This window comes from Cobetia sp. 1CM21F (assembly GCF_023161745.1).
Classification (GTDB): domain Bacteria; phylum Pseudomonadota; class Gammaproteobacteria; order Pseudomonadales; family Halomonadaceae; genus Cobetia; species Cobetia amphilecti.
On the sequence record NZ_JALNTQ010000001.1, the window covers coordinates 70,913 to 94,031 of the forward strand.

A 23,119-nucleotide genomic window follows, 5' to 3' on the forward strand; every position below is an offset into this window, starting at 1 on the left:
GGGTAGTTGTGTACAGAGTCAAGTTAGGCTGCAGGCGTATAACTTTGCACAAAAAATCCCGATTTCATAGCCTGTTAATCAATAGGCAGTCTGCATATCGCCCACTGCGGCGAGCCGTGCCTGTGTGAGATCGAGGGAGGGGATGCGAAGCGAAGCGAGGGGGTGGGGCGTGTGGGAGATGCAGAGCGCGAGAGGTGCGAGAGACGCGAGAGAGGCGGGGATGCGTGAGCCAGGCGAGATGGGGAGAGCGTGGCGGCGTTTCCCGCGCAGGGCTGCGACAGGCGTCGCTGAAGGCGCAGAATCAGAACGGCTGGCGTCCCGGCAAGGGAGCGCCAGCCGTCGAGAGACTCAGTAAGGCGCGACGCTCAGGTTGGCGCCGTAGCCGACCAGGCGGACACGTTGGCCAACCGAGAAGGCGGTGTCGGCTTTCTGGACGACGATGAGGCTGTCGCCGGCATCGCGGCGGACTTCAATCTCGTAGGCGTCGATCTGGTCGACATTGTCAGCGATCGACTTGCCGGCCACGCTACCGCCGATGGCACCCGCGGCAGTGGCGATCGCACGACCGGAGCCGCCGCCGATCTGGCTGCCGAGCAGGCCGCCGACGACCGCACCACCCAGGCCACCGAGCACGCCGCTGCCTTCATCCTGTGCCTGGATCTGCACCGGGCGCAGCGAGGTGATGGTGCCGTAGCTGACGGACTGTGCGCGCTTGGCCTGATCGCCGGTGTAGACGTTGCCGGAGTAGATGTCGCTGTTCGCGCAGCCGCCAAGCGTCAGCACGCCGAGTGCGATCACGGGCAGCCAGCGGCGTGCGCCAGTCGATCGTTTGTGAGTCAGTGAGAGTGTCATGGTGTGTCTCCTCGCATGATGCGGTGCAGCTTGAGGTTGTGATGGAGAATGCTGAGGCTGAGAGAGCAAGGCTCAGGTAGGCGATCACTTCCTTGGGCCGCCAGCAGGTTCTTGTCACGACGGGCGTGCGAGAACACTGTTTCTTAACATTATAGACCACGTCGACCATGACGGGTTCCCGACCTGAAACGCTGAGGTGACGCAACTTCTGCACTTCCCGGTCGCGTGAGTGCTACCGCGTGAGTACCGACCACGTGAGTACCGGCGCATGAGTGCTGCCACGCAAGTACTTCCGCGTGAGCACTTCTTCTTGAGCCATACCGAGTGAATGTCAGCGCAGGGGCGTTCGTTGCTGATGGTGGACATTCGCGGCGGGCATTCAAGGCGTAAAGCACGAAAAAGCCCGCGTGAGCGGGCTTCGGTCAGTCTGCGAGTGGCACCTCGCGCAATCCGGTCATTGCGAGGTGCCATGCCGTGATGTCAGCGGTCTAGAACTGGTCTTCTTCCGTGGAGCCCGTCAGTGCGGTGACGGAGGAGTTGCCGCCCTGAATGACGTTGGTCATGTCATCGAAGTAGCCGGTGCCGACTTCCTGCTGGTGCGCCACGAAGGTGTAGCCCTTCTCGGCTGCGGCGAATTCGGCTTCCTGCACCTTCTCGACGTAGTGCTTCATGCCTTCGCCCTGCGCATAGTCGTAGGCAAGATCGAACATGTTGAACCACATGTTGTGGATACCGGCCAGGGTGATGAACTGGTACTTGTAGCCCATGTCCGACAGTTCCTGCTGGAACTTGGCGATGGTGGCGTCGTCGAGGTTCTTCTTCCAGTTGAAGGAAGGCGAGCAGTTGTAGGCCAGCAGCTGGTCCGGGTATTCCTTCTTGATCGCTTCGGCGAAGCGGCGCGCCTCCTCGAGGTCCGGCTTGGCGGTTTCACACCAGATCAGGTCGGAGTAGGGCGCGTAGGCCAGGCCGCGGGCAATGGCTTGATCCAGGCCTGCATTGACACGATAGAAGCCTTCGTCGGAGCGCTCACCGGTCAGGAACGGCTTGTCGTAGTCGTCGACATCGGAGGTGATCAGGTCAGCGGCATTGGCATCGGTACGCGCGATGACCAGGGTCGGGACACCCGCCACGTCAGCAGCCAGGCGAGCGGCCACCAGCTTCTGCACCGCTTCCTGGGTCGGCACCAGTACCTTGCCGCCCATGTGGCCACACTTCTTGACCGAGGCCAGCTGGTCCTCGAAGTGCACGCCGGAGGCACCCGCACGGATCATGGCGGTCATCAGCTCGTAGCCGTTGAGCACGCCACCGAAACCGGCCTCGGCATCCGCCACGATAGGCGCGAAGTAATCGACGAAGTCGGCATCGCCCGGATTGGCCCCTTTCTGCCACTGGATCTGGTCGGCGCGGCGGAAGGTGTTGTTGATGCGCTTGACCACGGTCGGCACGGAATCCACCGGATAGAGCGACTGATCCGGGTACATGGCTTCACTGGTGTTGTTGTCGGCGGCGACCTGCCAGCCGGACAGGTAGATGGCCTCGATACCGGCCTTCACCTGTTGCATGGCCTGGCCACCGGTCAGGGCGCCCAGACAGTTGACGTAGCCCTTCTTGGCATCACCATTGACCAGCTTCCAGAGCTTCTCGGCACCGCGGGTCGCCAGGGTATTGGCTTCCGGAACGGAACCGCGCAGGCGCACCACATCCTCGGCGGAATAGGGGCGAGTGACCCCTTTCCAGCGCGGATTCTCGGCCCAGTCCTTTTCGAGCGCGGCAATCTGATCGGCACGTGTGTGACTCATGGTGGCATCTCCTGATGGCTTCGTCGTCGGGGCTCAGCCCCTGGCGTGTTGTCTGTGTCTTGTGTCTGTTCGCTTGTCTTTCGTCTGGCGGTCGACGCGAGAGCGACGCGTGAAATGGGAGTGTCGGTGCTCTGCGTCTTGAGTTGCTGCATGACAGTTTGTTGTTGTTATTGATCTTTCAGGCGTTACCAGTGGAGTCACGCCGTGCGACAGAAGGCGTCGTCGGTGGCGTTGTCGAGCTCCGCTGGCTCAGCAAGTCTGAAGCGAGCCTTGATCACGCCAAGGCAGGCAGTTTCCAGGCCGGGGGCCGCTGTCAGCGTGATGCTGTCCAACCAGGGCATCAGGAAGTACAGGCTGGCTTCCAGCGTGGGTAACGTGCAGTGGCTGAGGGTGAGGGCGATGCGTGGCGGCCTGCCGTCCGGCGCACGCAGCCGTGAGATCAGCTCTCCCCAGCACAGCGCTTCGCGCACGCTGCTGATCTGGGCAATGGCCAGCACCGAATGACGTTCGCCGCGATGCCGCGCGGCGGCCAGGGTCCAGAGGGCCCGAGGGAGCGGGCGGTTGCCCAGCTGCACCCCAGTCACGTCATCGGTGAGTCCGGCAAGCGCCAGCTGGTCAGGCGCGTCCTGCGTCTCGCCTGCGGTTGCCGGCTGCACACTGCACTTCAGCTTCCCATTGCACTTCAGCTGCCAGCCGCTGCCCTGTGAGCGCAGTTGCCACTGCTCGCCGGGAAGCTGCCAGCGCTGGTCGCGACTCAGATGGCAGATCGTCTGCGCCTGTGCCGCCACCGACTCCGCTGTCTGCGGTGGCAGCAGGTCCTTGAGGGGACGTGCCAGCTTGAGAATCCGCGTGCGGATCTCGGCGTTGTGCCATTGCTCGGCCAGAGCGGCATCCTCAGGCTGCCCGAGTACCTGGTCACCTCTACCGCCCATCAGGGTGGTCTGCGTTCGTGAGTCTGAGGTGAGCATGGGCGAATCTCCTGAAGGCGGTGCCGGGTCGGGCAGCGTGTCATGTCGCAGTGCAGCGTAAATGACCTGATCTCTAGCATCGCTCCGAAATTGAGTGCTGTCTTTCATTCCTTGGTCGCATTAAAACGATCGTTTTATACCAGTTTCAACGTTGTGGAATTCCTGCCGACAAACAGTCGTTTTAATATTTATCAATGACGTCATGATGTCAGTATCCATGGGCCTTGGGGAATGATGACATGGTCAAGGAGCGGGTTGTAGCCAGACTACAAGAAACTTCAAGGCACAAAAAAACCGGCCCCAAATGGGGCCGGTTTTTGTAAGGCGGACGCTAAAATTCAGTTCAGAATCAAGCGCATGCTGCGGTGCGGTATGCCGGCATCGAGAAACTCGTCGCCGTAAGCCGTGAAGCCGAGGCGTTGATAGAATTCCAGCGCATGGGTCTGAGCATCCAGTAGCACTTCAGCATGACCAGCCTGGCGCGCAGCATGGATGACCGCTTCCATCAGGCGTTGGCCAAGCCCCAGTCCGCGCGCTTCGGAGAGGATGGCGACGCGGCCGACATGGCCGTCCGGCAACAGACGGGCCGTGCCGACGGTGCGGCCATCCAGATGCACGAGGAAGTGTTCGCAGGTGTCATCGCGCCCGTCCCACTCCTCATTCTGCGGTACCTGCTGTTCCTCGATGAACACGACGCGGCGGATCTCGCTGGCCTCGTTGCCCAACGTCTGCCAGTCGCCCCGTTCCAGGCTGATCATGGCGTCACTCATTCTTCATCGTCCTCTTCGTCCTGAAGGTCGCATTCCAGTATCAGGCTGCCGCGGTTGATCAGCGCCGTCAGCAGGCTGACCACGGCACTGCGATCAAGGTCTGCTGTGGTGTAGTCAAGCAACACCGCCGTGAGGCGCTGATCGGAGGCCAGCGCTTCCGCCAGCGGCTGAGGGGCCAGGATGCCATCGCCATCGACGAACAGCGTGCTGGTGCCATTCTCGCCGTGACGGAAGGCGAAGCGTGAGCCCAGGGAGCGCACCAGTACGCCTTCATCTTCCAGATACTCGACCAGCTCATGCGTCTTGAGGGCCGGTTCGCGGGCGGCGAGCTGCTCCAGATACTTGGGTTGGGTCATGTAGCGACCGAACCACTGTGCCAGCTGGGTCGGGTTGTCCAGCGTGCTGAGCAGCAACTCACGCACGCGCTCGAGCGAGGCGTCGTCCAGCTCGCCGGCATTGGCGACCGGTGCCATGCCCTGGTCACGGTAGCGCAGCGATTCCGGCAGACTGGCACCCAGATAGTCGGCGTAGGAGGTGACGACTTCATCGGCGGAAGGCGCACGGAAGCCGACGGAGATGGTCATGCAGTCATCGGACTGGCTGACACCGTGGTGCGCCAGGCGCGGCGGCACGTAGAGCATGTCGCCGGGTTCCAGCACCCAGTCCTCGCCCGGAGTGACCTCGAAGTGCTTGAGGATGCGCAGGTCGATGCCATCGATGATCTCGGCGTGGTCACCATGCATGCCGCCCAGCTGCCAATGACGCTGGCCCTGGGCCTGCAGCAGGAAGACATCGTAGTTGTCCAGGTGCGGGCCGACGCTGCCACCGGTCGGCGCGTAGCTGATCATGATGTCATCGAGGCGCCAGCGCGGCAGGAAGGTGAAGGGCTCGAACAGCGCGGCGACGTCGGGGACGTAATGGTCCACCGCCTGTACCAGCAGGCTCCACTGGCTGTCGTCCTTGGCGTCGAGACGCGCGAAGGTCGCCTCATCGAAGGGGCCGTGGCTGACCTGCCAGGCCTTGTCCGGGCCGTTTTCCTCGACCAGACGGGCTTCGATGCCATCTTCACAGGCCAGACCGGCTAGTTCATCGGCTTCCAGCGGCGTCTCGAAGTCTGCGAAGGCTCCGCGGATCAGCAGCGGCTTCTGCTGCCAGTAATCGCGCAGGAATTCACGGATGCTCAGGCCGCCCAACAGTGCCAGTGGCGTGTCGGTGTCGCGGGGGGCGGGGGATGTGCTCATGCAGAACCTCTCGAACGCGAACGGCAGCCTGTCAGGTGGCGGCGGTCTCGCGATGACGTCGTTGAAGCCGTTTTGCCGGATGGCAGACGGCGATGCGTTCCATGCCGAGCCTCGAGAGCGTGGCATGTCGTGCCCACTGACGGAGAGCGTCAGTGGTCGTGAATCCAGTGTGTCGTTCAATGTGCAGCGTGCTGCATGCTGTCTAATACGCAATGCATGACGCCGGAGCAGAGGCCCCGGCGTCTTGAGACTTGCAGTGACCTGCGCCGCTTAGAGCGCCTTGGCCTGTGTAATGGCGTTGCCGATGTAGCTGGCCGGGCTCAGTGCCTTCAGCTCGGTCTTGACGTCTTCCGGCAGTTCCAGCGTCTCGATGAAGGCGGCGAAACCGGCCTGGTCGATACGCTTGCCGCGGGTCAGCTCCTTGAGCTTCTCGTAGGGCTTCTCGATGCCGTAACGACGCATGACGGTCTGGATCGGCTCGGCGAGCACTTCCCAGCTGTTGTCCAGATCGGCGTTCAGGCGCTCCGGGTTGGCTTCCAGCTTGCTGATGCCTTTCAGGGTCGCCTGATAGGCGATCAGACCCTGCGCCAAGCCGGTGCCCAGGTTGCGCAGCACGGTGGAGTCGGTCAGGTCACGCTGCCAGCGGGAGATCGGCAGCTTCTGTGCCAGATGGCCCAGCACGGCGTTGGCGATGCCCAGATTGCCTTCGGAGTTCTCGAAGTCGATCGGGTTGACCTTGTGCGGCATGGTGGAGGAGCCGATCTCGCCGGCCACGGTACGCTGCTTGAAGTAACCCAGCGAGATGTAGCCCCAGACGTCACGATCGAAGTCGATCAGGATGGTGTTGAAGCGGCAGATGGCATCGAACAGCTCGGCGATGTAGTCGTGCGGCTCGATCTGGGTGGTGTACGGGTTGAAGGTCAGCCCGAGGCTCTCGACGAAGGTTTCGGCGTTGGCCGCCCAGTCGATGGCCGGGTAGGTGGTCAGGTGGGCGTTGTAGTTGCCCACGGCACCGTTGATCTTGCCGAGCATCTCGATGCGTTCGATCTGCGCCAGCTGACGACGCAGACGCGCAGCGACGTTGGCCATTTCCTTGCCGAGGGTGGTCGGGCTGGCCGTCTGTCCATGGGTGCGCGACAGCATCGGCTGTTCGGCGTGCTGGTGGGCCAGCGCGACGATCGCTTCGGTCACTTCACGCATCTGCGGCAGCAGCACGTTGTCCAGGCCGCCACGCAGCATCAGGGCGTGAGACAGGTTGTTGATGTCTTCACTGGTGCAGGCGAAGTGGATGAACTCGGTGACGGCGTTGAGTTCGGCGTTGCCCTCGACCTTTTCCTTCAGGAAGTACTCGACCGCCTTCACGTCGTGGTTGGTGGTGCGTTCGATGTCCTTGATGCGCTGGGCATCCTCGACACTGAATTCACTGACGATGCTATCCAGCACGGCGTTGGCATCCGCGGAGAAGGCCGGCACTTCAGCGATCTCGGCGTGGGCGGCCAGGCGTTGCAACCAGCGCACCTCGACGATGACGCGGGCACGGATCAGGCCGAATTCACTGAAGTGCTCGCGCAGGGCCTCGGTCTTGGCGCCATAGCGGCCATCGACGGGAGACAGGGCGGTGAGGGCGGACAGCTGCATGATGAGAATCTTCCGATGGTGGCAGGACATGATGCGCTGCCGGTTCAAGTGTCTCGGAGCCCGGTTGATGGGCTCCAGCGTTGTTGAAGCGAATTCGGGTGTGAATCTGGTGCGTCAGGTGACGCGCTGGCGCGAGCGCGGAGGCGGGCTCAGCCCAGCTGCTGCAATGACTTCTTGAGCGCGCTGCGCTGGAAGACCAGCTTCCAGCGACGGCCACCCTGCTGGTCCCACAGCAGGGCGAAGCGCACGCCTGCCAGCAGGGCGCAGCGGATGCGTTCCGGCATCATGCGTTGCTGCAGCAGGCCGGGGTCGCCCTGCACCACTATCCGGTAGCGGAAGGTGGAGAGGGTCTGCTGGTAAAGCTCGCCCAGGCTTGCGATCACGTTCTCGTGGGTCGGCCCGAAGTGCTCGGCCTGGCCCTGGATGCGTGTCAGGCCCGCGCCCAGCTTGTCCAGCATGTCCGGGTCCTTCTTGAGCTTGCTCATCAGCATCACCAGCGAGAAGCCGTAACGCATCACCACAGGCGAGACCTGGCGACGTTCCATCACCGCACTGACGGTGTCGATGCCGAGCCGCAGGCGGTTATGGTGCCCGCCGTAGATGGCTTCGAAGCTTTCCGGATTGGTATCCAGCGTGGCATTGACCAGGGTTTCCCAGGCGCGCTCATCGCACTGGCCGTGGCGGGCCAGCTCATCGACCAGCGCGGCTGCCTGGAAGACGCCCGCCAGCGACAGTGCCTGGCGGGTAGTGGTATCAGTGACGGGACGGATCGGCACGCTGGTCATTGCGCGGCGGACTCCTCGGGGCCAGAGAGCGGGGCGGTGGAAGCGCTGGCGTCCGCCGCCGGAAGTTTCCAGGCGGCATCGATCACGCCGCCGCCCAGACAGATGTCGCCGAGATAGAAGACGGCAGACTGGCCGGGCGTGACGGCGCGTTGCGGTTCATCGAAACGCACCTCGACACGCTGGCCGTCATTGACGATCAAGGTCGCGGCCTGATCTTCCTGGCGATAGCGGTTCTTGCAGCGAATGCGCAGCTCGCCATTGGCATCGGTCTGCGGCGGCTCGCCGGCGACCCAGTCGACGGATTCGGTGCTCAACGCCTGAGTGTAGAGCAGGTCGTGGTGCTTGCCCTGCACGGCGATCAGCACGTTGCGCTCCAGGTCCTTGGCACACACGAACCAGGGCGCGTCCGGATAGCGCTTGAGGCCACCGATTCCCAGCCCCTGGCGCTGGCCGAGGGTGTAGTACATCAGGCCCATGTGCTCGCCGATGACATCGCCATCGGGGGTCTCGATCTTGCCGGGCTGAGCGGGCAGGTACTGCTTGAGGAAGTCGGCGAAACGCCGCTCGCCGATGAAGCAGATACCGGTGGAATCCTTCTTGCGCGCGGTGATCAGCTCATGCTTCTCGGCGATGGCGCGCACTTCGTGCTTCTCGAGCTCGCCGACCGGGAACAGGGTGCGCGCGATGGCCGCCTGCGGCACGGCATGCAGGAAGTAGCTCTGGTCCTTGTTGGTGTCCAGGCCCTTGAGCAGGCGCGGGAGACCATCACGCACGCCGCCACGCACGTAGTGACCGGTGGCGATCAGCTCGGCGCCCAGCATCTCGGCATACTCGAGGAAGACCTTGAACTTGATCTCGCGGTTGCACAGGATGTCGGGATTCGGCGTGCGACCGGCCTTGTACTCGGCCAGGAAGTGCTCGAAGACGTTGTCCCAGTACTCCGCGGCGAAGTTGGCGGTGTGCAGCTTGATGCCGAGCTTGTCGCACACGGCCTGGGCATCGGCCAGGTCTTCGAGGGCGGTGCAGTATTCGCTACCGTCGTCTTCGTCCCAGTTCTTCATGAACAGGCCTTCGACGTGGTAGCCCTGCTCCATCAACAACAGGGCAGAGACGGAGGAGTCGACACCGCCGGACATGCCGACGATGACCTTGGTTCCGGTACCGGTTTCAGCGGTCATCAGTTCTCTCGTCACCCGCATGGCCGCGGGTTGTCACAAACAGGGGAGGCGGCAGACCCGTCATTCTGGCGCCGCTTGAATGGGCGGGATTATACCTGAAGGCGGGGGTGGGATTCACCCCGCCTGCGCCGTCTGCCGCACTGGGCCGCAAGCGCCGCTCGACAGCACGCCCGGCGGCGGACTTCCGGCGCGGGCAATCGCTCAATCGTGCAGCACATCCAGCGGGAAGCGCTTGCCACGCTGGCTGTCGCGAATGCGCCGGGTCACCAGCGGGCTGCGCAGGCGACCCATGTCCTCGAGCTGCTCGATCTCCTCAAGCGACAGCCAGTGCGTTCTGACGATGTCAGGGTCCAGCGGCGTGCACAGGTGCTCAAGGGCGGCGGCCTCGAAACTGTGGGAGTGGAAGTGGGTGCCGTCCTCGGCCACGTGCACATAGAGGCCGAGATAGCCGGTCAGCAGGATGCGCCAGGCGGTTTCCTCGCGCACTTCGCGTTGCACGCCGTCGATGATGCGCTCATGCGGTTCGAGATGGCCGGCCGGCTGGTTGAACACCGTGCAGGGCCCGCCCTTGTCTTCCTCGACGATCAGGTAGCGCCCGGCGCGTTCGACGACACAGGCGACGGTGACATTCGGGGTCCAGCGAGCAGCCATCAGGATTTCCTTCCTTTCTTGGGGGATGAGGGACGACGAGAGGGGGCGCGGGCTCCGGCGCCGGGTGTCTCGCCTGAACTCTTGCCTTCAGTCTGGCCAGAACTCCGACGGGAACCCCGACCTGAACCCTTGCCGCTCTTGCCCGCGCTGTTGCCTTTATTGCCACTGCCTCGGGGGCCAGCGTTGCCAGTGCGGCGCTCGCCCGGCTTGCCCGTCGCGCCCTTGTGACGTGGCGAGCGGGACTCGCGACGAGGTGGCGCAGGCATCTCGACTTCCTCGCTGCGCCATTCTCCGGGGGCAAGGCCGTCGAGCTTCCACGGCCCGATGGCCGCGCGGATCAAACGCAGGGTCGGCAGGCCGACATGGGCGGTCATTCGACGCACCTGGCGATTGCGACCTTCGCTGATGATGATCTCCAGCCAGTGGGTCGGGATGCTCGCACGAAAGCGCACAGGAGGTTGCCTGTCAGGCAACTCGGGGGGCTCGATGCGCCGCACTTTGGCTGGGCGCGTCATGCCATCCTTGAGTTCGACACCGGCACGCAGCGCGGCGATGGCCTGCTCGTCAGGGGCACCTTCCACCTGCACCCAGTAGGTCTTGGGCTGCTTCTTCGGGTGCGCGATCTGGTGGGAGAGCGCGCCATCACTGGTGAGCAGCAGTAGTCCCTCGGAGTCATAGTCGAGGCGCCCGGCGGCATAGACATCCGGCACGTCGATGAAGTCAGCGAGTGTCTGGCGGCCCTGATCGCGGTCGGTGAACTGGGTCAGGACGCGGTAAGGCTTGTGAAGCAGATATATGAGAGACATGGTTTAGACTTTTGTCGCGGCTGCCGTATAAGCCTACTGTGAGAAGCGGCACGGGTGCTATACTCGCGCCTCCACTGAATCCATGACAGGGGAGTTATCAATGGGGTTCCAGAAGATTGTCGTCCCGGAAGGCGGTGCCAAGATCACCGCAAATTCCGACAATACCCTCAACGTTCCGAATAATCCGATCATCCCGTTCATCGAAGGCGATGGTATCGGTGTGGACGTGACTCCGGCCATGAAGATTGCCATCGACGCTGCTGTCGACAAGGCCTATGGCGGCGAGCGCAAGATTCACTGGATGGAAGTCTACGCCGGTGAAAAAGCCACTCACGTTTATGATGCTGACACCTGGCTGCCGGAAGAGACTCTCGAGGCTGTCAAGGATTACATCGTTTCCATCAAGGGTCCGCTGACCACTCCGGTGGGCGGTGGTATTCGCTCCCTGAACGTCGCTCTGCGTCAGAAGCTGGATCTGTACACCTGCCTGCGCCCGGTGCGCTGGTTCACTGGTGTGCCGAGCCCGGTCAAGAAGCCGGCTGACGTCGACATGGTCATCTTCCGCGAAAACTCCGAAGACATCTATGCCGGTGTCGAATGGAAAGCGGGAACGCCGGAAGCCGACAAGGTCATCAAGTTCCTGCGTGAAGAGATGGGTGTCACCAACATCCGCTTCCCGGAGAACTGCGGTATCGGCGTCAAGCCGGTCTCCGAAGAAGGTACCAAGCGTCTGGTCCGTCAGGCTGTCCAGTACACCATCGACAACGACCGTGAGTCGCTGACCCTGGTGCACAAGGGCAACATCATGAAGTTCACCGAAGGTGCCTTCAAGGACTGGGGCTACGAAATCGTCAAGGACGAGTTCGGCGGCGAGCTGCTGGATGGCGGCCCGTGGATGACCTTCAAGAACCCGAACAACGGCAAGGACATCGTGGTCAAGGACGTCATCGCTGACGCCATGCTCCAGCAGATCCTGCTGCGTCCGGCGGAATATGACGTCATCGCCACCCTGAACCTGAACGGTGACTACCTGTCCGACGCTCTGGCGGCGGAAGTGGGTGGTATCGGTATCGCGCCGGGTGCCAACCTGTCCGACACCGTCGCCATGTTCGAAGCGACTCACGGTACTGCACCGAAGTACGCTGGCCAGGACAAGGTCAACCCGGGCTCCGTCATCCTCTCTGCCGAGATGATGCTGCGTCACATGGGTTGGGTCGAAGCGGCTGATCTCGTGCTGAAAGGCGTCGAGAAGGCCATCGCCAAGGGCGAAGTCACCTATGACTTCCATCGCCTGATGGACGATGCCAAGCTGCTGAAGTGCTCCGAGTTCGGTCAGGCTGTTGCTGACAACATGGATGCCTGAGACCCTGCGTTGATCTGATGCCCAGGCATCAGGTTGCGTGACAGGTTTCAGCAGAAGGCCCCCGGACATGTCCGGGGGCCTTCTTGCGTTTGAGATGGAAGCTCTCGGCTGCGCGCCCAGACGGCTGCCAACGATTGCCACCCCTGGGCGTTCTGCGTGGAGCGTTCTGCGCGGGGGTTCTGTGCGGTAGCATTCCGGGTTTCATCGAGAGGCGAGATGCTTGAATGGGTCGCCAGTTGGCGACGCCTGTCGAGAGGTGTCTGTCGCGTATGTGAGCGAAAATGCATGCAAATGTCCGCATTCATGTCAGAGCGTCGCGATGCAGGCATGAACGTGTACGCTCAGGCGTGCGCGACTAAAGCTTGCAACCAGATCGACAAGCCCCCATCTTTTCTTTATCACACCCACATTGAGACGACGTGGCAGCGCTTGACCTTCTCCGCGGCGCGTTGAGGCAATCTGCTTCGTCACGGCTTGTGTTCACCGGATCAGCCCCTTATGTTCAAGACAGAGACATCGCGCGGCAGTCCTCCCTTTCTGGAGACACTGTCGATCAGCAATCAGGCCCCGTCGGCTCAGGAACCCGGATACCAGGAAGACCACGAAGGTGATCTGGCATTCGAGACCGCTGAGCCTGAACTGGCTCCACCGCCCATGTACAAGGTCGTTCTGCACAATGATGACTTCACGCCGATGGACTTCGTCGTGGAGGTGCTGACCACCTTTTTCAACAAGGATCAGGAGCAGGCAGTACAGATCATGCTCGCTGTCCATCATCAGGGAAAAGGAACCTGTGGCATCTTCAGTCGCGATATCGCGGAAACGAAATGCCACCAAGTCAATCAATATGCTCGAGAGTGCCAGCATCCGCTGCTGTGCGACATCGACCGGGCGGAGTGATCCGTCCAAGACGCGGCCTAGAGGGGACTTGCCATGTTGAGCAAAGAACTTGAACTGACCCTGAACACGGCCTTCACCGTGGCACGTTCCAAACGCCACGAATTCATGACCGTGGAACACCTCCTGCTGGCACTGCTGGACAATGCCTCCGCTGCCGATGTCCTGCGCGCCTGTGGTGCCAATCTGGACAAGCTGCGAGTCGACCTTCAGGACTTCATCAATTCCACCACCCCGCTGATTCCGGAAGAGCAGGAAGACCGCGAGACGCAGCCGACGCTGGGCTTCCAGCGCGTCCTGCAGCGTGCCGTCTTCCATGTGCAATCTTCCGGCAAGAGTGAAGTGACCGGCGCCAACGTGCTGGTGGCCATCTTCTCCGAGCAGGAAAGTCAGGCCGTCTACTTCCTCAAGCAGCAGAATGTCGCGCGTGTGGATGCGGTCAATTACATCGCGCATGGCATCTCCAAGGTCGCGGGTCACACCCAGACGCCCCAGGCGTCGGTCGAGAATGAAGAGAGCGAAGAGGCGAGCAGCGAGGGCGGCAACAACCCGCTGACCAACTACGCCACCAACCTCAACGAGCAGGCGCGTCTGGGCAAGATCGACCCGCTGATCGGCCGCGATGGTGAGCTCGAGCGCGTGGTGCAGATTCTGGTGCGTCGCCGCAAGAACAACCCGCTGCTGGTCGGTGAGGCCGGTGTCGGCAAGACCGCCATCGCGGAAGGTCTCGCCAAGCGCATCGTCGAGGAGGACGTGCCGGACGTCATCAAGGAAGCCGTGGTCTACTCGCTGGATCTCGGGGCGCTGCTGGCCGGCACCAAGTACCGCGGTGACTTCGAGAAGCGTCTCAAGTCGCTGCTGGCGGAGCTGCGCAAGGAACCGAACTCGATCCTGTTCATCGACGAGATCCACACCGTCATCGGTGCGGGTGCCGCGTCCGGTGGCGTGATGGATGCCTCCAACCTGCTCAAGCCGCTGCTGTCTTCGGGCGAGCTGCGTTGCATCGGTTCCACCACCTTCCAGGAATTCCGTGGCATCTTCGAGAAGGACCGCGCCCTGGCGCGTCGCTTCCAGAAGGTCGATGTCATGGAGCCGTCGGTGGATGACACCATCCGCATCCTCAAGGGGCTGCGTGGTCGCTTCGAGGAGCACCATGCCATCAAGTACACCGATGCCTCGCTGGAAACGGCAGTGCGTCTGGCGGACCGCTACATAAACGACCGTCAGCTGCCGGACAAGGCCATCGACGTGATCGACGAGGCTGGTGCCCACCAGCGCCTGCTGCCGGAGAGCATCCGCGTCGACACCATTGATACCGAGCAGGTCGAGGCGATCGTCGCCTCCATCGCCCGCATTCCGCCGAAGACGGTCTCCAGTTCCGACAAGAAGCTGCTGTCCAATCTCGAGCGCGATCTCAAGATGCTGGTGTTCGGGCAGGACGACGCCATCACCGGGTTGTCCGCGGCGATCAAGCTGTCGCGTGCAGGCCTCAAGGCGCCGGACAAGCCGGTGGGCAGCTTCCTGTTCGCTGGCCCGACAGGCGTCGGCAAGACCGAGGTCGCCCGTCAGCTGGCGGCGCTGATGGGTATCGAGCTGGTGCGCTTCGACATGTCCGAGTACATGGAGCGTCACACCGTCTCGCGCCTCATCGGGGCACCGCCGGGCTATGTCGGTTATGACCAGGGCGGTCTGTTGACCGAAGCCATCACCAAGCAGCCGCACTGCGTGCTGTTGCTGGATGAGATCGAGAAGGCACACCCGGAAGTCTTCAATCTGCTGCTGCAGGTGATGGACCACGGCCGCCTGACCGACAACAACGGTCGCGAAGCGGACTTCCGCAACGTCATTCTGGTGATGACCTCCAATGCGGGTGCCGAGCAGGTGGCGCGTCGCTCCATCGGCTTCAAGCACCAGGATCACTCCACCGACGCCATGGAAGTCATCCGCAAGACGTTCTCGCCGGAATTCCGCAACCGTCTGGATGGCATCATCCAGTTCGGCGCGCTGGATCTCGCCGTGGTGCGCAATGTGGTCGACAAGTTCCTGGTCGAACTGCAGGCGCAGCTGGATGAGAAGCGTGTGCAGCTGGATGTCGCTGACGAGGCGCGCGACTTGCTGGCGACCCTTGGGTATGACCCGGCGATGGGTGCTCGCCCGATGGCACGTGTGATTCAGGAGAAGCTCAAGAAGCCGCTGGCAGAGATGATCCTGTTCGGCGACCTGTCCGAGTCGGGCGGCATCGTGCATGTCACGGTCGACAACGGCGAGCTGCACCTGGAAACGGAAGCGGAAATGGCGTGATCTGATGCTCAGCTTGCTGCCCTGAAGGGGCGATATGAACGGTCAGTGCTCAAGCACTGGCCGTTTTTTTATGCCCGTCAGTCAGCAAGCTGTCAGCACGTAGCGAGCATGACGTCGATTGCTCAAGCTGGACACGCGCGCACGCCAAGGGGCTCGCCATCCTCAAGAGAAGGGCGGGGGAGTTGGATGAGTACTGGAGGAGGCGAATGCGTATCGGGGGAAGCGAATGCGTACTGGGGGAGAAGATGCCCAGCGGGGATGAGCCGCCTGTCATCATTGAATGGGAGCGAAGACCAGATTGGCGTTCGGGCTCAAGACGCATTCATGGGACAAGGCGGCATCATCGGAATACTCAGGCATACGCCATCGAGGTGGCGGGTGTCTCGCCGCGAAGGGCAAGTCTTGCAACCTCGATGCGTTCCGGGTCCGGGCGGAGGGTTCAGGCGGAGGTGACGCTGGTGCCTGAGGTGCCGGGAACGACCGGTTCAGCCAGCCGGTGTCATGATGATCGCATGCAGGTCCAGGACGTGCAGAGTGATCGATGGCATGGCAACCGGCAGGGCAGTCTGACCGTGCTTAGCGCGAACGGTAGACGATACGGCCCTTGGACAGGTCGTACGGAGTCAGCTCAACCTTGACCTTGTCGCCAGTCAGGATGCGGATGTAGTTCTTGCGCATCTTGCCGGAGATGTGAGCGGTCACGATGTGGCCGTTTTCCAGTTCAACACGGAAAGTGGTGTTCGGAAGGGTGTCGACGATGACGCCTTCCATTTCAATATGATCTTCACGCGCCATATAGGCTGATCCTCAATTATTACAGGGAATACTGCTGGTAGTTCCGAGCCGCCTCAGCACAAAAAGTGCCCGATTCGGGACTTCGATACGCGATATTGTGCCGTAAGGGCGGCGGCAAGGCAAAGTCGAAGCGCGATTGTACGCTCCTTGAGCGCCTGTGGGCAGCTCAGGAGGAAGATAAAAATCGGCATCTTGCGCCGGGGTAATTCCCGGCAGGCGGTTGGTCGGCACTCGGCGCTGTCTGGTGAGCCCCTGCCAGCTGAGCATTGCATCACCTTAGCGTTGTCGGAGCGCTTGCGTCGAGAGGGCGCCTGGAGAGCGCGTCGAAAGAGCCTATGGAATGAGCCTTTGGAATGAGCCCATGCAATGAGCTCAGCGCGTCACTCGCTGGACGTCACTGACGCGCCTTGCTTGACCAGGCTCAGTGGCAGATGGCTGTCGGTATGGTTGGCCGGTATGCGTCGCCGCCAGTGGCTGCCGTCCAGATACTCGAGCGGCTGGAAATGCTGCTTGTAGTTCATCTTGCGGCAATCGCGGATCCAGTAGCCCAGATAGAGGTGGGTCAGGCCTTCGCGGCGTGCCTGCTCAATCTGCCACAGCACCGCGTAGGTCCCCAGCGAGCGCTGATTCAGTGACTCATCCGGATCGTAGAAGGTATAGATGGCGGAAAGGCCATGACTCATGCGGTCCATGGCGGCGACGGCCACCAGACGGCCATCGAGGCGAAAGCTCACCAGGCGGGCATAGTCATCGCGGGAGGTGAGGAAGGTGCGATACTGCTCATGACTGGGCGGGAACATGTCGCCATCCGCATGACGGCTGCGGATGTAATGGGCGTAGAGGCGATAATGCTCGGGGTCGAAGAGTGCCGGCCCCTCTTCGATGACCAGGTCGGCATTGCGACGCACCAGACGCTTCTGGGTACGGTTGGGCGTGAAGTCGGCGATCGGCACGCGCACGGAAATGCAGGCACGGCAATCACCGCAATGCGGACGATAGAGATGAGAGCCGCTGCGACGAAAGCCGAGCAGGGCAAGGGCGTCATAGACACCGGAATTGGGCGCTTCCTGCGGATCGAGAAACAGCGTGGTCGCCTGGCGGCCTTCCAGATAGCTGCAGGCGTGCGGTACCGTCAGAAAGAAGCGCAGATCGCGTTGCGGTTGCTTGGGGGTATTGCTGCTCACCGTTGCATCATCTCCCTCTTGGAATTGCCGTAGCCATCATTCCCGGGCGTGCTGCGTGGGCCAGGATGTCAGTGACCACTTGCCCTCATGCCCTTGGCCAGTGGCATACTGGTCAAGATAGCTGATGAAATCGCTGCGGGCGATGCTGCGGGCGCCAAGACTTGCCAGGTGCGGAGTATGCATCTGACAGTCGATCAACGGGAAATCCCGTGCCTTCAATTCCTGGCACAGGATCACCAGCGCCAGTTTCGAGGCATCGGGCACGCGCGAGAACATCGACTCGCCGAAGAAGATGCGTCCACAGGCGACGCCATACAGGCCGCCCACCAGAGAATCGCCCTGCCAGACTTCAACGCTGTGGGCATGTCCCATGGCATGCAGGGCGATGTAGGCCTGCTGCATTTCTGGCAATATCCACGTGCCTGCCTGGCCATCGCGAGGAATGCTGGCACAGGCATTGATCACACCGGTAAAGTCGCGGTCGATACTGTAGCTCAGGCCTGCATTGCGCAGGCGCTTGGCCAGACTGCGGCGTACACGGACTTCTTCTGGCTTGAGCACCATGCGTGGGTCCGGTGACCACCACAGGATGGGGTCGCCCGGACTGAACCAGGGAAATATGCCGCGGGGGTAGGCCGCCAGCAGCCACTCGGGACTGAGTTCGCCCCCTGCACACAGCAGGCCGTCGGGCTCGCTCAGGGCGGTGGAAGCATGCGGAAAGCGGACAGGGGCAGGGGGAAGCCAGGGAAGCATGGGCAGCCTCTTGTCGGTTCGGGAACATGCACGGAGCAATGGGCTCCTGGCGCCTTGGCGTCATGAGCAGACGTGAATCGGCAATTATGACGTCACTGCCATCGAATGGTTATGATAACCGGCTGAAGGTACATGGAAAATCGCCCACAAGGTGCAAGGGGGATGGCGACTTGACTGCCAAGAGTGCCAGAAAGACAAGTCGGGAACAGGCCAAGCCTGAAACCCGTAGCCGCCGTGCGGCAGCAACACCCAGGAAGCGTGCCCGTCAGAAAGCGGACTCGCCGGGCTTCTTCGCGCGTCTGCGCGGTGCTTCGGCCACTGAGTCCAGCCCGGCACGCAAGACGCCGCGCGTCTCGGGCAAGCCCGCGAGGAAGGACGCCAGCGGCCAGCCTGCTGCCAAGGCCAGAAACAAGCCGCGCGTGCAGGAAGAGAGCCCTGCAGCCCAGCGCCGCGCCGAGCGTCAGGCCGAACGCGCCGAACGCCAGGCCATCCGCGCCGAGCAGCGTGCGGAGAAGGCAGCGCGACCACCGTCACGCCTGACCACCACCCTGCAGGGCGTCAGCCGTGAAGGCGTGGTCATTCTCATGCTCAGCCTCTGTGTCTTCATGCTGCTGGCGCTGTTCAGCTATGCGCCGACGGACCCCGGCTGGTCCTACAGCGGCCCTGAGCTGACGCCCAGCAACTGGATGGGCAGCATCGGCGCCTGGCTGTCAGACGTACTGTATTCGCTGTTTGGCGGCAGTGCCCTGTGGTGGCCGGCGATGCTGGGCTTCGGTGCCTGGCGTCTGATGCGTCAGCCCAGCACTGAGCTGGTGTGGGACCCGACGACCATCGCGGTGCGCGCTGGCGGCCTGTTCCTGCTGATCATGGCGACCTGCGTCATCGGCGATATCCAGTTCTACAGCCCCGACAGCCAGCTGACCAACGGCGCGGGCGGCATTCTCGGCAAGGGCATCGCCGGGGCACTGACGCCATTGATCGGCATGGGCGGCACGGTACTGGTCGCGATGGCCAGCTTCCTGTGCGGCTTCACGTTGTTTACCGGCATGTCGTGGCTGACGGTCATGGATGAGCTGGGCAATGGCTGCATGAGGGTGTCCGGCTGGTTCGCCGAGCGCTTCAACAGCCGCCGCGACGACCAGGACGGCTACGATGACGAGGCAGCCTACGCCGAAGAGTCGCTGACGCACGAGGACGGCGAAGAGGATGACTCGGATCGCGACCCGGCCCCCAGACTGAGCTGGTGGCAGCGCCTGCTGCCGGGCCGTCGTGCCCGAGAGGAGGAGTGGTACGAGGACAGCGACGAGATTCTGCTTGGTCGCCGTCAGGAGGCAGAAGGCATCGCCGCCGAGCCGCGCGGCCAGCGCCGTGTCGAGCCGTCTCTGGATGGCAGCACCGACGAGGCCATCAGCGCTCGCGATGACTTCGCGGATGACCGCAGCACCGATATCCCGTGGCAGACCGCTGAAACCACGCCCTCCGCCAAGGTGCCGGGCGCTGCCTACACCGAGCGCATGACGGTGCAGAGCGCTAATGTCAGCATCGAAGGGGTTGATCTGGCCGCGGCCCTGAAGACCGCCGTGGCGGCAGAGGCCGCCTCCGCGCCGCGTGTCGCGCATGCCGATGTCACGCGCTCCCGTCTGCCGCAAGCTGCTGCCATTGAGGCCGAGCGCCAGCGTCATGCTGACGCCTCAGTCACGACACAGGCTCCCAAGGCGGCGACGCCAGGCCCTGCCGTCGAAGACACGGCATCAGCCTCCGACAGCACGGCTGCCCCTGCTGCCTGGGACGCCGCCTCAGCCTTTGCGCCGACCGCTCGTCACGACACGGCTCGTCATGAGACCGCCCGTCACGACACGGCACAAGACGCTCAGGCGCAGAGCGAGGCCGAAGCTCACAAGGCTCCGTCTCAGGCACAAGCTCAGGCTCAAGAGCTGGCTCGCGAGCAGGAAGCGCAGCGCTTGGCTGATCAGGAAGCGCAACGTCTGGCAGAGCAGGAGGCGCAGCGCGAAGCAGAACAGAAAGCGCAGCGTGCAGCCGAGCAGCAAGCGGCAGAACGTCAAGCACAGCTTGAAAAGCAGGCACAGCTCGAGCAGCAGGCGCAGCTTGAGAAAGAGGCACAGCGTGAGCGCGACGCGCAACTTGCGCGCGAGCGCAGCGATGCCGCACCGGATAGCCGCAATCAGCCGCCGGAGCCCAGGGACGACGATGATGCGCCCCTGCCCGGCAATGGTGGTCAATTCGCCACGGCCGCAGGGCTGGCTGCCGGTGCGGGTGTGATGGCGGCCGGTGTCGCGGCGGTCTCTTCCGAGGCTCCCGCTCGCAAGGCGGTCGTCTCCTGGGATGATGCCTTCGAGCAGCCGGCGGGCAACGCGCCGACACAGGCAGACGCGCCTGCGGCGCCGAGCAGCCCGTCTGCCACGCCGCAGCAGCATGCCCCTGAGCCGCGTCAGCCTGCAGCGCCTCATCAACCGGCCGAGCCGGTCGCGCCAGCGGAGCCCGATTCCGTCGCGCCTCAGGCCGAGCATGTGCCGCCTTTCGAGGCACCGACAGCCACGCCGGAAGCGACCCCCGCACCGGCCGAGCGCCCGTCCTGGGCCTATGACGGCGATGAGTCAGGCATGGTGCCGGGCGGTGGTCGTCTGGCGACGGCGGAGGATGCGCAGGCGGCTGCCAGTGATCCCTCCGGCCCGACCCTGTGGACCGTGGAGCACATGCAGAGTCAGCGCCATGAAGGCGCCGATCACGAGGACGAGCCGGAAGGGGACCTGCCGCAGCTGAGTCTGCTGACGCCGCCGGACGCCCAGAAGCCCAACTACAGCGAAGAAGAGCTCGACCAGATGGCCGAGCTGCTGGTGGTGCGTCTGCGCGAGTATGGCGTCAAGGCCGAGGTGGCGGATGTCTGGCCGGGGCCGGTCATCACGCGCTTCGAGATTCAGCCGGCGCCGGGCGTCAAGGCGTCCAAGATCTCCAACCTGTCGACGGACCTGGCGCGTTCACTGCTGGTCAAGAGCGTGCGTGTGGTCGAGGTGATTCCGGGCCGTCCGACGGTCGGCATCGAGATTCCCAACCCCAACCGCGCCATGATTCGCCTGCGTGAAGTGTTCGATTCCGATGCCTATCAGCTGGCGGAATCTCCGGTCACCCTGGCGCTGGGGCAGGACATCGGTGGCGCCCCTGTCGTGGCCAACCTCGGCAAGATGCCACACCTGCTGGTCGCCGGTACCACCGGTTCGGGCAAGTCAGTCGGCATCAACTCGATGCTGATCTCGATGCTGCTCAAGGCCACGCCGGACGAAGTGCGCATGATCATGGTCGACCCCAAGATGCTGGAGCTGTCGGTCTATGACGGCATTCCGCACCTGCTGGCGCCGGTGGTGACCGACATGAAGGAGGCCGCCAACGCTCTGCGCTGGTGTGTCGCCGAGATGGAGCGTCGCTACAAGCTGATGGCCGCCATGGGCGTGCGCAACCTGGCCGGCTTCAATGCCAAGATCGATGAAGCCGAGGCACATGGGGCCCAGATCGCTGACCCGCTGTGGGAGCCGCAGCCCTGGGAGATGCACCAGCATCCGCCGGTGCTCGCCAAGCTGCCCTACATCGTGGTGGTGATCGACGAGTTTGCCGACATGTTCATGATCGTCGGCAAGAAGGTCGAGGAGCTGATCGCACGTCTGGCCCAGAAGGCGCGTGCCGCGGGGATTCACCTGATTCTGGCCACCCAGCGTCCGTCGGTGGACGTGGTGACCGGCCTGATCAAGGCCAATATCCCGACGCGCATGGCCTTCCAGGTCTCCTCCAAGATCGACTCGCGCACCATCCTCGATCAGGGCGGCGCCGAGGACCTGCTGGGTCACGGTGACATGCTCTACCTGCCGGCCGGTGCCGGCATGCCGACGCGCGTTCACGGTGCCTTCGTCGATGATGACGAGGTTCACCGTGTGGTCGATGACTGGAAGCGTCGCGGCTCGCCGGAGTACATCGAGGAGATCCTCACCGGTGGCGTGCAGGCCGATGCGCTGGCCGGTCTCGAGGCCGAAGGCGAGGACAGCGATGCCGAGCAGGATGCGCTCTACGATGAGGCCGTGGCCTATGTGGTCGAGTCGCGTCGTGCCTCCATCTCTGCCGTACAGCGTCGCTTCAAGATCGGGTACAACCGCGCCGCGCGTCTGGTCGAGGCGATGGAGATGGCGGGCGTCGTCTCCGCGATGGGCACCAACGGCTCGCGGGAAGTGATAGCGCCCAACCACAGCGGCTAGTCGCCGCAGGCCTGGTCGCTGAAACACACGAAGGGGAGCTTTTTGCTCCCCTTCGTGTCAAAGACGTCAGATAACAGATCACTGCCAGCAGGCTGTTGGCAGCAATCATCCCGAATCGCTGAAATGATGATGGTCAGCTGCAGGGCCTCGGTGCCGAGGCTTGCCACTGGTCTTCCTCATCGCAAGGAGTTTCATGAAGACATTGTCCCGTTCTTTCGCTTCTTCGTTGACCGCTCGTCTGGCCAAGGGGCTGGGCGCCGCGCTGATGTTGGGCATGGCCGCTCTGCCAGCGCACGCCGAGGAATCGGCAGGCGATCGCCTGTCGCGCCTGCTGGAGCCGCTCAAGACCTACGCTGCCGACTTCGATCAGCAGATCCTCGATGCCTCCGGTCAGCGTCTGCAGGAAGCCAAGGGCAAGATGTGGCTGTCGCGCCCGGGCAAGTTCCGCTGGAGTGTCGATGCGCCGTACCGTCAGGAAGTGGTGTCGGATGGCAAGGAAGTCTATCTGCATGATCCGGACCTGGAGCAGGTCACCGTGCAGCCGCTGGATGAGCGCGTCACCCACACGCCGGCGCTGTTGCTGTCCGGTCGTGCCAGCGAGCTGACCGCCAACTATGCGGTCAAGCGTCAGCAGCAGGGCGCGCGTGAGACCTTCACGCTGACGCCAAAACAGGCCGATACGCTGTTCGAAAGCCTCAAGCTGACCTTCGACAGCGAGCAGCTCGACATGCTGCAGATGGCGGATTCCACCGGCCAGCGTACGGCGATCGACTTCAGCAACGTGCAGTACAACCCGTCGCTGCAGGATAGCCGTTTCGTGTTCCAGATCCCGCAAGGCGCCGACGTCATTCGCGAGCAGTGATCACGCCCAAGGTGCCG

17 protein-coding genes and 1 pseudogene are annotated in these 23,119 nt (G+C 63.0%); 5 read left to right on the plus strand and 13 right to left on the minus strand.

What is annotated here, in order from left to right:
* Nucleotides 1-348: 348 nt before the first annotated feature.
* The 10 genes and pseudogenes from MSG32_RS00245 to MSG32_RS00290 form a co-directional block, all read right to left on the minus strand.
* Nucleotides 349-852 (minus strand): glycine zipper 2TM domain-containing protein, encoded by a 504-nt coding sequence (locus MSG32_RS00245; RefSeq protein ID WP_052384587.1) that lies wholly within the window; start codon nt 850-852, stop codon nt 349-351.
* Between the two features lie 488 nt (nt 853-1,340).
* Nucleotides 1,341-2,651 (minus strand): isocitrate lyase, encoded by a 1,311-nt coding sequence (gene aceA, locus MSG32_RS00250; RefSeq protein WP_225347175.1) that lies wholly within the window; start codon nt 2,649-2,651, stop codon nt 1,341-1,343.
* A gap of 197 nt (nt 2,652-2,848) precedes the next feature.
* Nucleotides 2,849-3,619 carry a hypothetical protein gene (locus MSG32_RS00255; protein WP_225347174.1) on the minus strand — a complete coding sequence of 257 codons (771 nt, stop codon included), beginning with the start codon at nt 3,617-3,619 and terminating at the stop codon, nt 2,849-2,851.
* Nucleotides 3,620-3,957: 338 nt separating this feature from the next.
* Nucleotides 3,958-4,389 carry a GNAT family N-acetyltransferase gene (locus MSG32_RS00260; RefSeq protein WP_225347173.1) on the minus strand — a complete coding sequence of 144 codons (432 nt, stop codon included), beginning with the start codon at nt 4,387-4,389 and terminating at the stop codon, nt 3,958-3,960.
* Nucleotides 4,386-5,630 carry a cupin domain-containing protein gene (locus MSG32_RS00265; protein ID WP_248376859.1) on the minus strand — a complete coding sequence of 415 codons (1,245 nt, stop codon included), beginning with the start codon at nt 5,628-5,630 and terminating at the stop codon, nt 4,386-4,388. The genes MSG32_RS00260 and MSG32_RS00265 overlap by 4 nt, the downstream gene beginning before the upstream one ends.
* A gap of 270 nt (nt 5,631-5,900) precedes the next feature.
* Nucleotides 5,901-7,268: an adenylosuccinate lyase gene (gene purB, locus MSG32_RS00270; protein WP_248376860.1), complete on the minus strand. Its 1,368-nt coding sequence runs from the start codon at nt 7,266-7,268 to the stop codon at nt 5,901-5,903.
* A 149-nt stretch (nt 7,269-7,417) separates the two neighbouring features.
* On the minus strand, nt 7,418-8,053 hold the full coding sequence (gene hflD, locus MSG32_RS00275) for a high frequency lysogenization protein HflD (protein ID WP_043333854.1): 636 nt from the start codon (nt 8,051-8,053) through the stop codon (nt 7,418-7,420).
* Nucleotides 8,050-9,231, minus strand: coding sequence for a tRNA 2-thiouridine(34) synthase MnmA (mnmA, locus tag MSG32_RS00280; RefSeq protein ID WP_054555617.1), 1,182 nt, complete (start codon nt 9,229-9,231; stop codon nt 8,050-8,052). The genes hflD and mnmA overlap by 4 nt, the downstream gene beginning before the upstream one ends.
* Nucleotides 9,232-9,432: 201 nt before the next feature.
* Nucleotides 9,433-9,882 (minus strand): NUDIX hydrolase, encoded by a 450-nt coding sequence (locus MSG32_RS00285; protein ID WP_043333853.1) that lies wholly within the window; start codon nt 9,880-9,882, stop codon nt 9,433-9,435.
* Nucleotides 9,883-10,151: 269 nt separating this feature from the next.
* Nucleotides 10,152-10,688 (minus strand): annotated as a pseudogene (locus tag MSG32_RS00290) (pseudouridine synthase); the annotation flags it as partial.
* A gap of 100 nt (nt 10,689-10,788) precedes the next feature.
* Between MSG32_RS00290 and icd the strand changes: the two are divergent.
* From icd to clpA, 3 genes are all read left to right on the plus strand, one after another.
* Entirely contained in the window at nt 10,789-12,051 is a 1,263-nt protein-coding gene (gene icd / locus MSG32_RS00295; RefSeq protein ID WP_043333852.1) for an NADP-dependent isocitrate dehydrogenase, read from the plus strand.
* Nucleotides 12,052-12,549: 498 nt separating this feature from the next.
* Complete coding sequence (clpS, locus tag MSG32_RS00300; protein ID WP_082388342.1) at nt 12,550-12,951, plus strand: ATP-dependent Clp protease adapter ClpS; 402 nt, start codon at nt 12,550-12,552, stop codon at nt 12,949-12,951.
* A gap of 33 nt (nt 12,952-12,984) precedes the next feature.
* Nucleotides 12,985-15,249, plus strand: a complete 2,265-nt coding sequence (gene clpA / locus MSG32_RS00305; protein ID WP_043333850.1) for an ATP-dependent Clp protease ATP-binding subunit ClpA — start codon at nt 12,985-12,987, stop codon at nt 15,247-15,249.
* A 576-nt stretch (nt 15,250-15,825) separates the two neighbouring features.
* On the opposite strand, the gene infA is transcribed toward clpA, so the two are convergent.
* From infA to aat, 3 genes are all read right to left on the minus strand, one after another.
* Nucleotides 15,826-16,044: a translation initiation factor IF-1 gene (gene infA / locus MSG32_RS00310; RefSeq protein ID WP_024953359.1), complete on the minus strand. Its 219-nt coding sequence runs from the start codon at nt 16,042-16,044 to the stop codon at nt 15,826-15,828.
* 380 nt (nt 16,045-16,424) lie between these two features.
* The gene (locus MSG32_RS00315) at nt 16,425-17,228 is read right to left on the minus strand and encodes an arginyltransferase (RefSeq protein ID WP_248376861.1); all 804 of its coding nucleotides are present in this window, start codon (nt 17,226-17,228) and stop codon (nt 16,425-16,427) included.
* Between the two features lie 36 nt (nt 17,229-17,264).
* Nucleotides 17,265-17,981, minus strand: coding sequence for a leucyl/phenylalanyl-tRNA--protein transferase (gene aat, locus MSG32_RS00320; RefSeq protein ID WP_043333849.1), 717 nt, complete (start codon nt 17,979-17,981; stop codon nt 17,265-17,267).
* Nucleotides 17,982-18,151: 170 nt separating this feature from the next.
* Between aat and MSG32_RS00325 the strand changes: the two genes are divergently transcribed.
* Together MSG32_RS00325 and lolA are read left to right on the plus strand one after the other, a co-directional pair.
* Nucleotides 18,152-22,240, plus strand: a complete 4,089-nt coding sequence (locus MSG32_RS00325) for a DNA translocase FtsK 4TM domain-containing protein (protein WP_248376865.1) — start codon at nt 18,152-18,154, stop codon at nt 22,238-22,240.
* A 193-nt stretch (nt 22,241-22,433) separates the two neighbouring features.
* Nucleotides 22,434-23,102, plus strand: coding sequence for an outer membrane lipoprotein chaperone LolA (lolA, locus tag MSG32_RS00330; RefSeq protein WP_054555615.1), 669 nt, complete (start codon nt 22,434-22,436; stop codon nt 23,100-23,102).
* Nucleotides 23,103-23,119: the final 17 nt, after the last annotated feature.

Coding starts and splice junctions, on each gene's coding strand:
- MSG32_RS00245 (WP_052384587.1), bottom strand. CDS start 852: ATGACACTCTCACTGACTCACAAACGATCGACTGGCGCACGCCGCTGG.
- MSG32_RS00255 (WP_225347174.1), bottom strand. CDS start 3,619: ATGCTCACCTCAGACTCACGAACGCAGACCACCCTGATGGGCGGTAGA.
- MSG32_RS00285 (WP_043333853.1), bottom strand. CDS start 9,882: ATGGCTGCTCGCTGGACCCCGAATGTCACCGTCGCCTGTGTCGTCGAA.
- lolA (WP_054555615.1), top strand. CDS start 22,434: ATGAAGACATTGTCCCGTTCTTTCGCTTCTTCGTTGACCGCTCGTCTG.
- aceA (WP_225347175.1), bottom strand. CDS start 2,651: ATGAGTCACACACGTGCCGATCAGATTGCCGCGCTCGAAAAGGACTGG.
- hflD (WP_043333854.1), bottom strand. CDS start 8,053: ATGACCAGCGTGCCGATCCGTCCCGTCACTGATACCACTACCCGCCAG.
- clpA (WP_043333850.1), top strand. CDS start 12,985: ATGTTGAGCAAAGAACTTGAACTGACCCTGAACACGGCCTTCACCGTG.
- MSG32_RS00265 (WP_248376859.1), bottom strand. CDS start 5,630: ATGAGCACATCCCCCGCCCCCCGCGACACCGACACGCCACTGGCACTG.
- aat (WP_043333849.1), bottom strand. CDS start 17,981: ATGCTTCCCTGGCTTCCCCCTGCCCCTGTCCGCTTTCCGCATGCTTCC.
- infA (WP_024953359.1), bottom strand. CDS start 16,044: ATGGCGCGTGAAGATCATATTGAAATGGAAGGCGTCATCGTCGACACC.
- mnmA (WP_054555617.1), bottom strand. CDS start 9,231: ATGACCGCTGAAACCGGTACCGGAACCAAGGTCATCGTCGGCATGTCC.
- purB (WP_248376860.1), bottom strand. CDS start 7,268: ATGCAGCTGTCCGCCCTCACCGCCCTGTCTCCCGTCGATGGCCGCTAT.
- clpS (WP_082388342.1), top strand. CDS start 12,550: ATGTTCAAGACAGAGACATCGCGCGGCAGTCCTCCCTTTCTGGAGACA.
- icd (WP_043333852.1), top strand. CDS start 10,789: ATGGGGTTCCAGAAGATTGTCGTCCCGGAAGGCGGTGCCAAGATCACC.
- MSG32_RS00260 (WP_225347173.1), bottom strand. CDS start 4,389: ATGAGTGACGCCATGATCAGCCTGGAACGGGGCGACTGGCAGACGTTG.